This is a genomic window from Microbacterium profundi, assembly GCF_000763375.1.
Taxonomy (GTDB): Bacteria; Actinomycetota; Actinomycetes; order Actinomycetales; family Microbacteriaceae; genus Microbacterium; species Microbacterium profundi.
Window position 1 is genome coordinate 162,920 of sequence record NZ_JPSY01000002.1, and the last position, 14,423, is coordinate 177,342.

Genomic DNA, 14,423 nt, shown 5'->3' on the forward strand with positions numbered 1-14,423 from the left:
ATGACCGACGACATTAACGAAACACCATCTACGACACCGAACTTTCAGACCGAGCTGGCAGCGCAGCTAGCCGATCTGATCCCGGAAGCCATTGCCGATGGCAAGGTCGACGTCGCCAAGCTCCAGGAACTCCTCAGCACGGACGCTGCCGAGCCCAACGAGCGTTTCGGCCTGTTCTGGCCGGGGAAGAAACGTGCCTTGCGTGCTGCTCAGGAGCCGACGACCGCAACGCTGCGACCAGACCTTGAGAACAGCAAGGATTGGGACACCACCAAGAACATTTTCATCGAGGGCGACAACCTCGAAGTGCTCAAGATTCTACAGAAGCACTATCACGCCAAGATCAAGATGATCTACATCGATCCGCCATATAACACCGGTAAAGACTTCGTCTACCCCGACAACTTCAAGGAGGGCCTCGACACCTACCTGGAATGGACACGTCAGGTCAATGAGGAGGGCAAGAAGCTCTCAACCAACGCAGACACCGAGGGTCGTTACCACTCGAATTGGCTGAACATGATGTACCCGCGACTCAAGCTCGCGCGCAACCTCCTCACCGAGGACGGTGTCATTTTTGTCTCGATCGATGACCATGAATACGACAATCTCAAGAAGCTCTGCGACAGCGTCTTCGGCGAGTCAAACTACCTAAATACTTTTGTTTGGGTGAGCAACCTCAAGGGGCGACAGATCTCGGCGAGTGGTGCGGCCGGAACGAAGGAGTACTTGCTTTGTTATGCCCGGCGAGGCGACGATGCCCCTGAGTTCAGGGGCTCCGCGTCTCGTCTCAAGGTGTTAATGCCCACGATCTATAAGGGCTTCAACTACAAGCCTGAGAGCGATGAGCGCGGCCCATACGTACTAAAGAACGAGCTTTACAACACGAACTCAGCGTTCAATGAGGTGACTCGCCCGAACCTTGTGTACGACATTTATTACGACCCCGCTAGCGGCGACATACGGACAGGCCCTGTCACGGATGGGCACGTTCATGCTGGGTACGTCAAGATCAGTCCAAAGCGGAACAACAATGGCACACACGAGTATCACGCATTTCGGTGGAGTACCAAAAAGGTCGAAGCCGAATCATACGATCTCGCCTTCATTGAATCTCCCTCTGGTTGGAAGGTCTATACCAAAGTTCGCGATGTGGATGCTGCGACGGTTAAGGACCTCATCATGGACATCACTACAAATGAAGGCGCGGCCGACATTGCCAAGCTTGGCCTGGACCCAAAATGGTTTGATTACCCGAAACCAGTAAACCTCATCAAGCTCCTCGTTGAGGCGGCGACGGAGCAGGATTCAATTGTCCTTGATTTCTTCGCTGGTTCTGGCACAACGGCACATGCCGTAATGATGGCCAATTCCGATGGTGAAGGACAACGACGCTTCATCCAAGTTCAGTTACCAGAACCCCTGGCTGAAAATCACGATGCACGCGCCGCGGGCCTGACATCGATCGCTGATATCTCCGTGGCTCGCATCCGTGCCGCGGCGAAGTCGATCGAGCAGGAGGAGCGGAACCGCCTCGGTGATGATCGTTCGGGTGACACTGGTGTACGTGCCTATCGCCTTGCCGAGACAAACTTCTCTAAGTGGAAGTTGTCGAGTGACGTCGAACTCAATGCCCTCGAGCAACACATGCTTGATCTACGCGAGAGCAGCAGCGCCGATGAGGCAACACCCGACAACCTTCTCACCGAAGTTCTGCTCAAGCAGGGTTATTCACTGACTGAAAAGATCGAGTCGGCTGAGGTTGCTGACCTCGACGTTCGTATCGTTCGTGACCGCGACGGAGATATCGGTGTGCTCGCGTACCTGAACGAACACGTCAAGCCAACGTTGGAACAACTCCGTGCACTCGTTGACAAGTCGCCTGCGCGCATGATCGTGCTCGAAGACGCATTCAAGGGTGATGACGAGTTGAAGACTAACCTTGTCCAGCTCTGCAAGAGCAAGGGCATCGAACTGTGGACGACGTAATGAGTAGTGCCGGATTCAAGTTCGACCCCAGCCAGCCATTCCAGCTCGACGCCATTGGCTCCGTTGTCGATCTCTTCGACGGTCAGCCTAAGGACGCCGAGAAGCTTGTCATGACCCTGCGCGGCCAGGTCTCCTTGACGGAGACTAATCAGGCCGCCCTCGATATCGACCTCACGCAGGAGGTCGGCGCTGTTGGTAACAACGTGGTGCTCGATAAGTTTACTGTGCTGCAGAACGTCCAACGCGTGCAGGACCGCAATGGCCTCGAGGTTGCGGCGGAGCTCTACAACGATGAGCTCGACTTCGACGTCGAGATGGAGACCGGCACGGGTAAGACTTATGTCTACCTACGCACTATTTTCGAACTGGCGCAAAAATACAACTTCACGAAGTTCGTAATCCTCGTGCCGAGTGTCGCCATTCGTGAGGGTGTAAGTACCAGCATCCGTTTGATGCGTCAGCATTTCAAAGATCTCTATCCGGGGTATCCGTTTGATGCCTCTGTTTACAGTGGCAAGAGCGCTGAAGAGGTGCAGGCATTCGCCACTTCGACGAACGTGCAGATCTTGATCATGACGATCGACTCGATCCGTGGAAACTCGGCTACTCGCATCATCCACCAGACTCGCGACAACCTCAACGGCCTGCGTCCGATCGACTACCTCAAGGCGACACGCCCCGTGGTCATCATGGATGAGCCGCAGAACATGGAGTCGCAACTTTCGCAGTCGGCAGTGGGTGAACTCGACCCAGCCTTCACGCTTCGCTACAGTGCCACGCACAAGAAGCAGCGCAATGTCGTCTACCGGCTCGACCCGGTCGATGCGCATGATCTCGGTCTCGTTAAGCAGATCGTGGTCGCGGATGTCCAGCAGCAAGGTGCCGACGCAGCGCCGTACATCAAGCTCGTTGAGGTTAAGCGTGAGCCAAGCTGGGCGGCTCGAGTCGAGCTATCAGTGCGGAAAGCTGACGGGAGCCTTGAGCGACGTATTGTTTCAGCGAAACCGGACCAGGAGCTTTCCGACGCGCGAATCACGAACAACCCCGTCTATGACGGTTGGCGCGTGATGAGTGGGATGAACATCGCGTATGGCGGTGAACCGGGCAGTATTGAACTGAATCAGCACGGCTTCCTCTACGAGGGCGAGAGCATCGGCGGCTCGAGTAGTGCAATTTATAAGGAAATGATCCGCGAGACCATTCGCGAGCACCTCCGCAAGGAGTCGATGCTTCGGGACAAGGGCATCAAGGTGCTCAGCTTGTTCTTCGTCGACAAGGTCGTGAGCTTCCTCGGTGACGGAGCCAGCAACGAGGACGCCAATGGTGAGTTCGTGAAGTGGTTCGATGAGGTGTTCATCGAAGAGCGCGCCAAATCCGCCCGTTATCAGGAACTCCTGCCGCAGGCTCCGAGTGAATTGCGTCGAGCGTACTTCTCGCAGATCAAGCGCGGCAAGGTCACGAGCTTCCAAGACTCATCGGGAGCGAGCAAGGCGGACGATGATGCCTACGAACTGATCATGCAGGCCAAGGAGAGGCTTCTCGACGAGTCCGAGCCGGTGCGGTTCATCTTCAGCCACTCAGCGCTGCGCGAGGGCTGGGACAACCCGAACGTCTTCCAGATCTGTACGTTACGCGAGATGGGGGCTGAGGTCGAGCGTCGACAGACCATCGGCCGTGGACTTCGTTTGCCTGTCACCAAGACAGCGGATGGTTATACACGCGTCGCTGACCGTGGCATCGCCACTCTGACGGTCATTGCGAACGAGTCCTACACGGCATTCGCGAAGAGCTTGCAGAACGAGTACAAGTCGGCTGGTGTGGAAATTGGCCGGGTGCGCGTCAGCGAGTTTGCGAAGATCCCGCGTCAGGCTCAGGATGGCGCGGTCACCGATGAACTGTTTGGCTTCACATGGTCGAAGGAGGTTTTTGACCACCTGACGCTGAACGGCTATCTGGCAGAGGGGAACGTCACGTCGAAGTTCCTTCCCGACACGATTGGATTCTCGCTCAATCTGCCGGAGTATCTGGACGACTACGAACCGCAGATCATCGACCTGGTGCGCCACACGAGCATCGAGCGCTACGTCAGGCCCAAGAGCAATCGGCACCCGCGTCTGCTCAATAAGCAGTTGTACTCGACGCCGGAGTTCGATGATTTCTGGCACGCGATCAGCCGTAAGACCACGTATCGGGTCAGCGTGAAGCGCGACCAGATCATCGAGAATTCGGTCAAGGCGATCCGGGAGTCGCCCAAGATTGACGCACTACGTATCCAAGTCACTCGTGCCGGTGTGAAGGTGTTGCGCGGCGGTGCGAAGGGTGCCGAACTAGGCACACGCTCGGCGGATCTCAAGGGAAGCTACGACCTCCCCGACATCATCGCTGAACTGCAAGAGGCGACGTCCCTCACTCGTCGGACAATCGTCGATATCCTGATCGGCTCTGGTCGGCTCGAAGAGTTCATTAGCAACCCCAACGACTTCATCGCGATGGCAAAGCGCGCACTGCAGACCGAGCTGTCCAAGATCGTCGTGGACGGCATCCAGTACGAGAAGATTGCTGGCTATGTCTACGAACTGCGGGACCTGCAAGCGGACGGGCTCGAAGAGAAGGAGCGCTTCCTCGACCAGATGTATCAGGTGCAGAACAAGCAGAAGACCGACTTCGACTACGTTGTCTACGACTCCGACGTTGAGCGTCAGTTCGCCGAACTTCTCGACTCTCGCGAGGACGTCAAGATGTTCATGAAGTTGCCGTCGAAGTTCAAGATCGACACACCTGTCGGCCCGTATAACCCCGACTGGGCGATCATCAAGCGTGAAGACGGTGAAGACCGGATCTACATGATTCGCGAGACGAAAAGCACTATGGACGACTCGAAGCTTCGCCCGAGCGAACTCGCGAAGATCAAGTCCGCGAAGCAGCACTTCAAGGCGATTGGTATTGAGGATTACGCGCGATCTGCGCCGGGAAGTTGGAACATATGAGGCTGGTGAAGGCTGAGTTCCACGGCTTCGGTCGTCTTGCCGATGGCAACGTGAACCTCGACAACAAGGTTGTGGCGATCGTTGGACCAAACGAGGCGGGGAAGACGACACTGCTTCGTGCGCTCGCGTATATCGATAATGGCGCGACTCTGACGGCTTCCGAGAGATCGCGCGGGCTCAATATCGGGGATGGCGCGGTTGTAAGTCGTGTGCAGTACATTCTTGACGACTTGGATCGAGAAGCAACTGCACAGTACGACCTTGAGGATGCGCCGACATCACTTTGGATTTCACGCACAGCGGCCGGGGAGTCAAACGTTCGAAGCGAAGTCGAACCGTCTCCGCGCAAGGCCGTCGCGCCGCTCGCTGACGCCATCAAGAAGGTTCGCGCTGCTCACACCAAGAAGGTGATGGCAGAGCTGGCCTATTCGGATCCAGAGCCCGATGCGGACGGCAACGTGGAACCCAGCGATGAAGCACATGCCGTCTTGGCGGAGCGCGCAGAGGCTGTGTTATCCGCGTTCTTCGAGGACGTGCGAGAAGGCGATATTGCCTCGGTTGCCACTAATCACGGAATAGAATTGCGCGAGATTCGCGACGCTGCGATACGTTACGGTGTCGCCGAACCGCTCACCACCGCATTGAGCGCGATGGTGACGTGGATCGATCGCGAAGATCCAGCCAACAGTGTGGCTTCGGAACTCTATGAGAGGGCACCAAACATCCTGCTGTTCAGTGAACAGGATCGGACGCTTGAGTCGTCCCACACCCTTTCGGATGAGCTCGTCGCAAACCCTCCTGCGTCACTTGCCAATCTCGTCGGCATGGCCGAGCTAGACCTTCGTGAGCTCTGGGCGACCTACACGAGCGGAGACGAGGGCGAACGTGAAACGCTCATAGACGCGGCAAACCAGACTCTTGCACAGAAGTTCGCGACTGCCTGGAAGCAATCTGACGTGACGGTTGTGCTGAAGACGGAACGCACCGTGCTGTCCATTCGCATCAAGCAGGACGGTCGGCGGATCACACAGTTCGATGAGCGCAGCGCTGGACTGAAGATGTTTGTTGCTCTTGTCGCGTTCCTGGAAGTGCGGGAAGAGCAGGTGCCGCCCGTTCTCCTGATCGACGAAGCGGAGACTCATCTCCATATTGATGCGCAAGCCGATCTGGTGAACACGTTCATGACTCAGCAGCAGGCAGCGAAGATTATTTACACCACCCATTCACCTGCGTGTCTCCCACCCGATCTAGGCTCCAATATCCGCGCAGTTGTCCCTCATCCGACACTCGAGTACCGCAGCGTCATACAAGGATCATTTTGGAGCGCTGCTGCCGGGTTCTCTCCACTGCTTCTAGCAATGGGAGCGGGAGCCGCTGCATTCTCGACCGCTCGGTACGTAGTGCTCGGCGAGGGCGCTTCCGAAATGCTCGCGTTGCCAACGCTCATCAAGCGAGCGATTGGTGTCGCTGATCTCGAGTACCAGGTTGCGCCCGGGCTGTCGGAAGTCGCTCCGGAGATGTATCCGGAGCTAGACCTTGCGGGAGCACGTGTGGCGTATTTGGTGGACGGGGATCGCGGCGGACTCGAGCGACGCTCATCACTCATAGCGGGCGGTGTACCCGCAGAGCGCATCATCACCCTCGGTGCATTGACGCTCGAGAACCTTCTGGATTCTGGCCCATATCTGCGTGTGATCGCGAAGTTGCTGACCGAGTGCAACCCGGATGCAGTAGTACCCGAGATGCCAACGTTGCCAGACGCAACTGGCGAAGTTTGGCCGAAGTTTCTCGACCGTTGGGCGTCCGAACACGCGCTGAAGATGCCCGGCAAGCGTGTCGTCGCAAGCAGGCTCGTCGAGGAAGGTGGCGCATCTCCCAGTACATACGGCTTGCCGATCTTGAAGCAACTACATCGCGAGATCGAAGACCTTTTGATGCGTCCGTCGCCCCAAAACAATCCAGGAGACTCAGTCTGATGAGCACCGGCCCAACATGGAAGAGAGCAACCGATGCCGTCGATTGAAGAAGAGATCTCTACCTGGTTGAATCAGCGGCCCCTCTGGATCCGCATTCTTGCAGCCCAGATACTCCGAGGGGGTGGAGTCGACGAAGCGTTTGCGATATCGCTCTCGGCTGATTTGGTCGCGGGACGTGAGCTGCGCGAACCCTCTGAATTCACGGCGAAGGATCTTCCAACCTCCGCGAGCACGGGCGCGCGAGTTGAGCTAACTAAGATTGGCGATCTCGCGAATGTGAACGCGCTCGCCAATGGTGGAGAGCTAACGTTCGGCGAGTCGGGGTTGACGGTGATCTATGGCGACAACGGCAGCGGCAAGTCTGGTTTCGCCCGCCTAGTCAAGGACGCAGTCGGAGCGCGCCACCAGCAGACGATCTTGCCGAACGCCTTCAGCCCCACTGCGCCGAAGGAACAAAGTGCTGTCATCACGTATCGCGTGGATGGAGAAGAACGGACACTCGTGTGGCCGAACGACGTTGACGCGGAGCTACGTCAGGTCCACTTTTATGACGAGGCGTGCGGCGATCACTATCTCGTCAACGACACTGAACTTAGCTATCGCCCTTCAGCACTAACCCTGCTTGACCAACTCATCCAAGCTACCGATCTACTTCGGGGAGGCGTGGATCGTGCGCTGACGAGTGTCGATGGTGCGCCCTACGAGGTTCCAGGGCTTCTCGACTCGACTGCCGCTGGTGCCTTCGCTGTGTCGCTCGACGCCGACACTACCGACGCGCAGATCGACGCAGCGGTTGAACTCCCGACAAAGGCCGAGGACGTACTCGCTGATCGCGTAAAGGAAGAGGGGCGTCTGCAATCGACGAACCCAGTGAACGAGAAGGCGCGGCTGGTGAAGGTCGCTGCGTCCCTCGATCTTCTGGCGGATCACTTCGACACGTTGGGGAACGAACTGAGCGTGGACGCTGGCACCAAGCTCGAAGCGACTCAGATAGAAGCGCAGGAGCTCCGAGCTGCCGCTGACCTTGCGTCCAAGTCGAACTTCACAGACGAACCTCTCGACGGCGTCGGCTCTACAACGTGGAGGGCATTATGGGAAGCTGCCGAAGCGTATTCACGTCAAGAGGCCTACCATGAACACGACTTCCCGAACGTTGATGCCAACGCCCGCTGCCCGCTCTGCCAGCAGGAGCTCGGCTCGGATGCGTCTGCGCGACTTGCGCGGTTCCGCTCGTTCGTTCATGACGAGACGGCCAAGAATGCAAAGGCCAAAGAAGCTGCCGCGCAGAGTGCTAAGAACGATCTGCAGAAGCTGCAGGTTGCAACCGTTGCGACAACGAATGCACTCGCGGCCATCGAAGCTGAAGACTCAAGGCTGGCAGACGAACTTCGTGGCGTCCTCGACGCGGCTGATCTCGCAAAGTCTCGGATTGATCAACGACTGCGCGGCGAAATAGAAGAGCCGCTTGTAGAGCTCGTGCCTATCGATACGGACGTACTGAGAGTCAACGCAAGGCAGATCAAGGCGGATGCCGAGAGGATCGACGCTGCCGAATTCGCAACCCAATTGCGAGCCGCCACCGATACTAAGAATGAGATCAAAGACGCGCTTGAACTCGCGAAGCATTCCGAGAACTTAAAGAAGGACGCCGCGCGACAGCGAGCTGTGCGCGACATCACCATGATTCGAAACGGGATCTCAACTCAACCGATCACGAAGCAGTCCATCGCGCTCACGCGCACCTACGTCAATGAACTGGTTAACGATCGCTTTTCACGCGAATCAGACCGACTCGGCCTCGATCACGTAAAACTGGACGACAAGGGGGGCGGGAAGGGAAAGCTCCGGCACAAGCCCGGTCTGCTTGGGGCGACACTGACCACCAAGACCGTTCGTGATGTCTTGAGTGAGGGTGAGCAGACGGCGCTCGGGCTAGCGGGATTGCTTACTGAGCTGAACTTCGATGACTCCGACTCGGCTCTCGTGTTGGACGACCCGATCACTTCGCTCGACCATGGCCGACGTGAAAAGGTAGCCAAGCGCATCGCAGCACTGGCGGAGAAGCGTCAGATCATTGTATTTACCCACGATCTGACGTTCCTTGGCGACCTAATTCGTTCGGCTGATGAAGAAGGCGTTTCGATGCAAGAGCGCTCGATCGTGAAGGACACTCGAGGCATCCCTGGGGTCGTACTCGATACGCACCCGTGGAAAGCAAAAGACGCAAAGAAGCGGATCGGTGATCTGCGTGAAGATTTGGCGAGGCTCCGCAAGGACCAGCCGATGCTTTCGCCGGATGAGTACAGCAACCGCGTACAGATGTGGGCGGGACGGCTTTCCGAGACTTGGGAGAGAATCGTCCGCAACGACGTTGTCGGCAAGGTCGTTGATCGAGGGACAACCGAGGTTCGACCGAAGATGGTGAAGCTCCTTGCAAAGATCACGGCGGAGGACAATACCGACTTCCAAAGCGGGTATGGCCAGGTCTCGAAGTGGGCACCGCGGCACGACAAGAGCGAAGAGGTCAACTTCGTCGCTCCTGACCCTGGCGAACTAGAGGCAGAACTGGCCCGTGTGGATGCGTGGCATAAGCGCATCCTCAGCTATGCATAGGCCAGTGATTGTGGCGCCCCCGTCAGCGTCGATGACTCCCGATAGATTTACAGGAGGCTACGAAGGGACTATGCCATGGCAGGTGAAGTCGAGCTCATCGGCGACGGTGACGGCGTCGTCGTGACGGGCGAACCTTCGGCAGTAGAGCGCTTCCTTGAGCGCGCAGGTCTGCTGCCCTACGCCAGCGAATTCAGTCTGAGAAAGCTTCGGCCGCTGTTGAAAGCCGGAGCGGACATCGCGGAGACTGCGGCTGGGGTAGCGGAACAATCTGCGCTGTATCTCAAGCTCACGCCCGAGTCCGCGAAACGGCTCAAAGATGCTGGTGGCCTCATGAAGACAAAGACAAAGGGCATCAGCCACGCGATGCTCGGGGAAACAGGTAAGAACTCGCTCAAGTGGCTCCAAGTCGAGGACGGTTCCGGCTCGTTGCTGTCCAATCCTTCGGTGCTCTCCGGTGTCGGCGGACTCATGAGTCAAGCCGCACAGCAGGCGGAAGCGCGCGAGCTGAAAGAGCTGTTGGTCCGCATTGACGAGAAGCTTGACGACGTGCGGCGCGCGCAGCGGGACGCTGTGCTTGCCCAGATGAGGAGCGCGGCGGCAGCCATCGACGAAGCAGTGGTGCTTCGAGCGCACGGTGGAGACCCCAAGACGACATGGGACAAAGTGAGCGGCGTATCCGAATCCATCTTGAATGTGCAGGAGGAAGCGTTGCTGGCCCTGGGGGCGTTGGCTGACAAGGTTGAGGGAAAACGCAAGGCCGGGGAGCTCAAGAGAGCCACCCAAGAGATAGAACGCGAGGTGGCAGTACAACTTGCCGTTCTTGCACGGTGCTTCGAGCTCCAAGACGAGTTTCGCATCGTCGAGATCGACCACGTGCTTGCCACGGCTCCAGAGAACCTTGCAGGTCACCGCCTCGGTGTCGCTGCTGCCCGTGAGCAGCGCCGGTCTGCTGTGGTCGGGCATACAACCCACCTGATGGCGCAGATGGATGCTGCCGGTGGCATCGCGAACGAAAACATCCTTCTTCACGCTGGTGCCGCGCGCGCGGTGGCCGGTTCGCTCAACTCGGCTGCCGCCAGTATTGATGACTTCCACAGCCCGCTCGGGATCGAGTCGACGCGGGATGCTCTGACCACGCCCTCGCGGCGTGAGGCCTTCCGTGATCCGAAACAGCGGACGACCGCGGGCAAGGAGATCGGCCAGAAGGCGCTGATCGGGATCGGCTCGGTTGGCGCCATTGCGCTCTCCGTAGTCGTAGGCGCGAAGAGCAGTTCCAAGTCCAGCACTTGAGCTGGATGGGCAGAGGATTGACTTTTTCGCCCGTTTGTTCATAATCAGTGAGGTGTTGCAGTCATCAGACACGCTCGTGTGGCTCCCGAACGGGAACGCCGATGCGGTGAAGATGATTCGCGATGGTCTGTGCGTCGAAGCCGAGCTTCTCGCCAACCGCCGTAAGCGACAGTCCGGACAGGTAGAGCCGGCTGGCCGTAGCAACCTGCACTGATGAGATCGTCCGAACCCGAACCGGTTCACCATGTCGATCCAGTGCTGCACGAATGGTGGTCCGATGAACCCCAAAGACTCGTGCCAGTTCCTTCATCGAAGCTCCCGACCGGTATCCGTCCACGATGGATTGCTGGACCTCACCGGGTAGTTCCTTCGGCGTTCGAATCTTGGCTATAGTTGGTTCTCGTACTAAACGTTCCGACCGTGCCTTCTCGAGTAGAGAACAAATTTGACGAGTTATCTCATTTGTTTTCGAGTAAGCACCTAGGACCCCCACACTGTGTTGAGACAGTGAAGAACAGGCTCCGCTCCGGCGGGGCCTGTTCTGCGTTCAGGGCTGCGGCGCCGGTCGCTCAGTCGGCGGTCCGGAATCCTGAATGATCTGCGCCACCACGTCGGCGTCGTAGTGGAAGACGACATCGTCCGGAGTCAGCCTCTCGACGAACGGCACCACGCGTACGCTGCCTTCGCCTACGGTCACGACCGCGCCGCCGAAGCCGTCGATCGCGGATTCCTCCGCCGGATCGGCAAACGCTCGCGAGAGGTTCGTCACACCGGGCGCCACCGTCACCGGCACGCCCCCGACGATCTCGGTGATCGGCAGGTGATAGTGGCCGCTGAGGATGACGCGCACGTCGGTGCCCCGCACGATGTCGAGCAGCTCGTGCCCATCGTGCTCGTCGAGGGCGAGTGCCTGCAGCAGGTCGGTCTGCGCGCGCAGCGGCGGGTGGTGCACGACCACTACGGTTCCGTGCGGGGCGGGCTCTGAGATCGCTTCGCGGAGGAATGACAGCTGCTCGGGATCCAGAGCGCCGTAGCCGGCACCGGGCACCGAGCTGTCGAGCACCACGATCCGCCAGCCGTCCTGCTCGACGAGCGATGCCACAGGGCGGTCGAGGTCGATTCCTCCCAGGGGCACCTCGTCGGCATCGGGCTGTCCTTCGCCCAGCACCGCGCGGAAGGCGTCGCGCCGATCATGATTGCCCATCGCGAACACAGGGCGGGCGCCGCGGGCGAGAGTCCACGGCGTGACAGCATCCCGGATCTGCCGATACGACGCCTCGGAACCGTCCTGACTCACGTCGCCCGACACGACGACGAGGTCGAACGTGAGGTGCGCCACGTGCGAGAGCGCGCGGCGCAGGTGCTCGGCGGTGTCGACCACGCCGTAGTGGCGGCCGCCGTCGCCCGAGAAGTGCGTGTCACTGAGATGCAGGATGCGGAGTGCGCTCATGCTCACACTCTTGCAGGCCCGAGCCCTCAGCCCAAGAGTTCTGACCCGCAGGCCTATCCCAGCAGCAACGTCGCGGCCAGCAGCACCGGCACGCATCCGATCGTCGTGATGAACACCGTGTCGCGTGAGATGGACTCGCCGATGTCGTAGCGCTGAGAGTAGTTGAAGACGTTCTGCGCGGTCGGAAGCGCCGCGAGCACGACGACGATCAGCACCTCGTGGGCGGACAGGCCGAACACGAACTGGGCGACGACCCAGGCAAGCAGAGGCATGACGAGCAGCTTGAGCACGCTGGCGAGCAGCACGTCGCGGCGGTGGCCCGAGGAGCCGAGAACCCGCTGACCGTGCAGCGAGATGCCGTAGCTGATCAGCAGCACCGGCACGCAGGCGTTCGCCAGGAGGACAGCGGGCTCCATCACGATCGGCGGCAGATCGATGCCGAGTACCGAGACGAGCGTACCCAGAGCGGAGCCCAGGATGATCGGATTCGTCGCCGTGCGCACGAACGTGCGCCATGCCGAGGTCCTCCCGCTGGTGACGGCATCGAGGATCGTGAGGGAGACCGGCGTGAAGACCAGCAGCTGCATCAGGATCACCGGTGCAGGATAGGCGGCGCTGCCCAGCAGGTAGAGCGAGAGCGGGATGCCGATGTTGTTGGAGTTGACCTGGCCGGCAGAGAGCGCGCCGATCACGCTCTCGCCGACGTCGCGCTTCCAGATCAGCCTGGCGATCACCGCGTATACAGCGATCACGAGCACCGCCGCGATCGCCGACACCGGCAGCAGCGAGGAGAACAGCACCTTGGCGTCGGCCTGTGCGAGCACGGTGAACAGCAGGAACGGTGACAGCACGAAGAACGTCAGTCGACCGAGCACGTGCCGTGCGTGTTCGCCGAGCAAATCGATGCGGCCGACGATGTACCCGACGGCGATCGCGAGTCCCACAACCACGAATCCGGTGAGAGTATCGAGCACCATTAGAGCGTAGTGCTCACTCGATCCGCCCATGCGATCCGGTTTCGGTTTTTTCCTCCTCACCGGGTAATTTGACTTCCCCGTGGAACCGGCTATGGTCATGGGTTACACCGCCAGCCGAACGAGAGGGGAAGCGAGTCCCGATGTCTGGAAAGACACCCAACCCAAAAGCAGGAAAGAAGACTGCGCAGTCATCGCTGAAGGAGAAGCGAGCGGCGAAGCGCGCGAAGCAGGAGCCGGCCACATTCCTCAAGCCCCGCAAGGGCGCGAACGGCTGATCGGACACTGAGCCGGTTCCTGTGGAGGGGGTCGTCGGGCGGGTGGCCCGGCGGCCCCCTCCACCTTTTGGGCCGTGCTTTCGGGCCGAGCGGATCAGCGCAGGCGGCGCTGGAGCTCTGCCGCCGTCTCGCGCACTGCGGCGGCGGCATCCGACTCTGCAGGGCCCGCTCCATCGGCCCACGTCACGGCGACCGCGGCGAGCGGCCAGCCGGATGCGTCGAGCACTGCCGCCCCCGCCGATCGGATCCCCGCGGTCACCTCGCCGTGCTCTGCGGCGAAGCCCGCCGCACGCACGCTGCGCAGCACTTCACGCAGATCTGCCGGCCGCATCGGCTCGCCGGCGCGAGTCGAGAACGCCGCGGCGTCCGGGTACAGGGCGCGCACCTGCTCGCGGGGGAGCGCGGCGAGCATCGCCCGCCCCGTCGCCGTGAGATGCGCGGGCAGGCGGACTCCGACGTCCGTGACGAGGGCGGGTCGCCTCGGCGCGCGCTCCTCGACGATGTACACGACATCGGCGCCGCTCAGCACCGCCAGATGCGTGCTCTCACCCAGACGATCGGCGAGGGCCGCGACCAGAGGGCGTCCGAGCCGTGCGAGCGGCTGCTGACGGGCGAAGCCCCCGGCGAGTTCGGATGCCGTCGTCCCCAGGGCCCAGCGACGCTCCTCACGCAGGTGCAGCACGAATCCGTGCGCGCTGAGCGTGTTCAGCAGGTGGTGGATCGTCGATCGTGGAAGCTGCAGCTCCCGGGCGATCGCAGAAGCCGCGACGGGCGCCGGACGCCCGGCCATGTAACGCAGGATGCGCAGGGTCTGGTCGGCCGCCGGCACCTGCGCCGTGCGAGCACTGTCTGGGATCACAGACACA

10 protein-coding genes are annotated in these 14,423 nt (G+C 60.0%); 6 read left to right on the forward strand and 4 right to left on the reverse strand.

Features of this window, described 5'->3' with window-relative positions:
- The 5 genes from JF52_RS0111350 (at position 1) to JF52_RS0111370 (ending at position 10,855) form a co-directional block, all read left to right on the forward strand.
- Complete coding sequence (locus JF52_RS0111350) at positions 1-1,989, forward strand: site-specific DNA-methyltransferase (protein ID WP_033106702.1); 1,989 nt, start codon at positions 1-3, stop codon at positions 1,987-1,989.
- Positions 1,989-4,976: a restriction endonuclease gene (locus tag JF52_RS0111355; RefSeq protein WP_033106703.1), complete on the forward strand. Its 2,988-nt coding sequence runs from the start codon at positions 1,989-1,991 to the stop codon at positions 4,974-4,976. The genes JF52_RS0111350 and JF52_RS0111355 overlap by 1 nt, the downstream gene beginning before the upstream one ends.
- Positions 4,977-4,981: 5 nt before the next feature.
- A complete protein-coding gene (locus JF52_RS0111360) occupies positions 4,982-6,952 on the forward strand; it encodes an AAA family ATPase (protein WP_160175054.1) in 1,971 nt (656 codons plus the stop codon).
- 33 nt (positions 6,953-6,985) lie between these two features.
- Positions 6,986-9,565, forward strand: a complete 2,580-nt coding sequence (locus JF52_RS0111365; RefSeq protein ID WP_033106705.1) for an AAA family ATPase — start codon at positions 6,986-6,988, stop codon at positions 9,563-9,565.
- 75 nt (positions 9,566-9,640) lie between these two features.
- Complete coding sequence (locus tag JF52_RS0111370) at positions 9,641-10,855, forward strand: hypothetical protein (protein WP_052166986.1); 1,215 nt, start codon at positions 9,641-9,643, stop codon at positions 10,853-10,855.
- A gap of 64 nt (positions 10,856-10,919) precedes the next feature.
- Here the strand turns inward: JF52_RS0111370 and JF52_RS17300 are convergent, their stop codons facing one another.
- The 3 genes from JF52_RS17300 to JF52_RS0111380 all read right to left on the reverse strand — a co-directional run bounded on the left by JF52_RS17300 (position 10,920) and on the right by JF52_RS0111380 (position 13,282).
- Entirely contained in the window at positions 10,920-11,165 is a 246-nt protein-coding gene (locus tag JF52_RS17300; RefSeq protein ID WP_152594880.1) for a hypothetical protein, read from the reverse strand.
- A gap of 237 nt (positions 11,166-11,402) precedes the next feature.
- On the reverse strand, positions 11,403-12,305 hold the full coding sequence (locus tag JF52_RS0111375; RefSeq protein WP_033106706.1) for a metallophosphoesterase: 903 nt from the start codon (positions 12,303-12,305) through the stop codon (positions 11,403-11,405).
- Between the two features lie 53 nt (positions 12,306-12,358).
- Positions 12,359-13,282 (reverse strand): AEC family transporter, encoded by a 924-nt coding sequence (locus JF52_RS0111380; protein WP_234000808.1) that lies wholly within the window; start codon positions 13,280-13,282, stop codon positions 12,359-12,361.
- A 140-nt stretch (positions 13,283-13,422) separates the two neighbouring features.
- Between JF52_RS0111380 and JF52_RS17940 the strand changes: the two genes are divergently transcribed.
- Complete coding sequence (locus JF52_RS17940; RefSeq protein WP_268746247.1) at positions 13,423-13,557, forward strand: hypothetical protein; 135 nt, start codon at positions 13,423-13,425, stop codon at positions 13,555-13,557.
- A gap of 94 nt (positions 13,558-13,651) precedes the next feature.
- On the opposite strand, the gene JF52_RS0111385 is transcribed toward JF52_RS17940, so the two are convergent.
- A complete protein-coding gene (locus JF52_RS0111385) occupies positions 13,652-14,422 on the reverse strand; it encodes an IclR family transcriptional regulator (RefSeq protein WP_084595814.1) in 771 nt (256 codons plus the stop codon).
- Between the last annotated feature and the right edge of the window lies 1 nt (position 14,423).

Coding starts and splice junctions, on each gene's coding strand:
- JF52_RS0111350 (WP_033106702.1), top strand. CDS start 1: ATGACCGACGACATTAACGAAACACCATCTACGACACCGAACTTTCAG.
- JF52_RS0111355 (WP_033106703.1), top strand. CDS start 1,989: ATGAGTAGTGCCGGATTCAAGTTCGACCCCAGCCAGCCATTCCAGCTC.
- JF52_RS0111365 (WP_033106705.1), top strand. CDS start 6,986: ATGCCGTCGATTGAAGAAGAGATCTCTACCTGGTTGAATCAGCGGCCC.
- JF52_RS0111370 (WP_052166986.1), top strand. CDS start 9,641: ATGGCAGGTGAAGTCGAGCTCATCGGCGACGGTGACGGCGTCGTCGTG.
- JF52_RS17300 (WP_152594880.1), bottom strand. CDS start 11,165: ATGAAGGAACTGGCACGAGTCTTTGGGGTTCATCGGACCACCATTCGT.
- JF52_RS0111375 (WP_033106706.1), bottom strand. CDS start 12,305: ATGAGCGCACTCCGCATCCTGCATCTCAGTGACACGCACTTCTCGGGC.
- JF52_RS0111380 (WP_234000808.1), bottom strand. CDS start 13,282: ATGGTGCTCGATACTCTCACCGGATTCGTGGTTGTGGGACTCGCGATC.
- JF52_RS17940 (WP_268746247.1), top strand. CDS start 13,423: ATGTCTGGAAAGACACCCAACCCAAAAGCAGGAAAGAAGACTGCGCAG.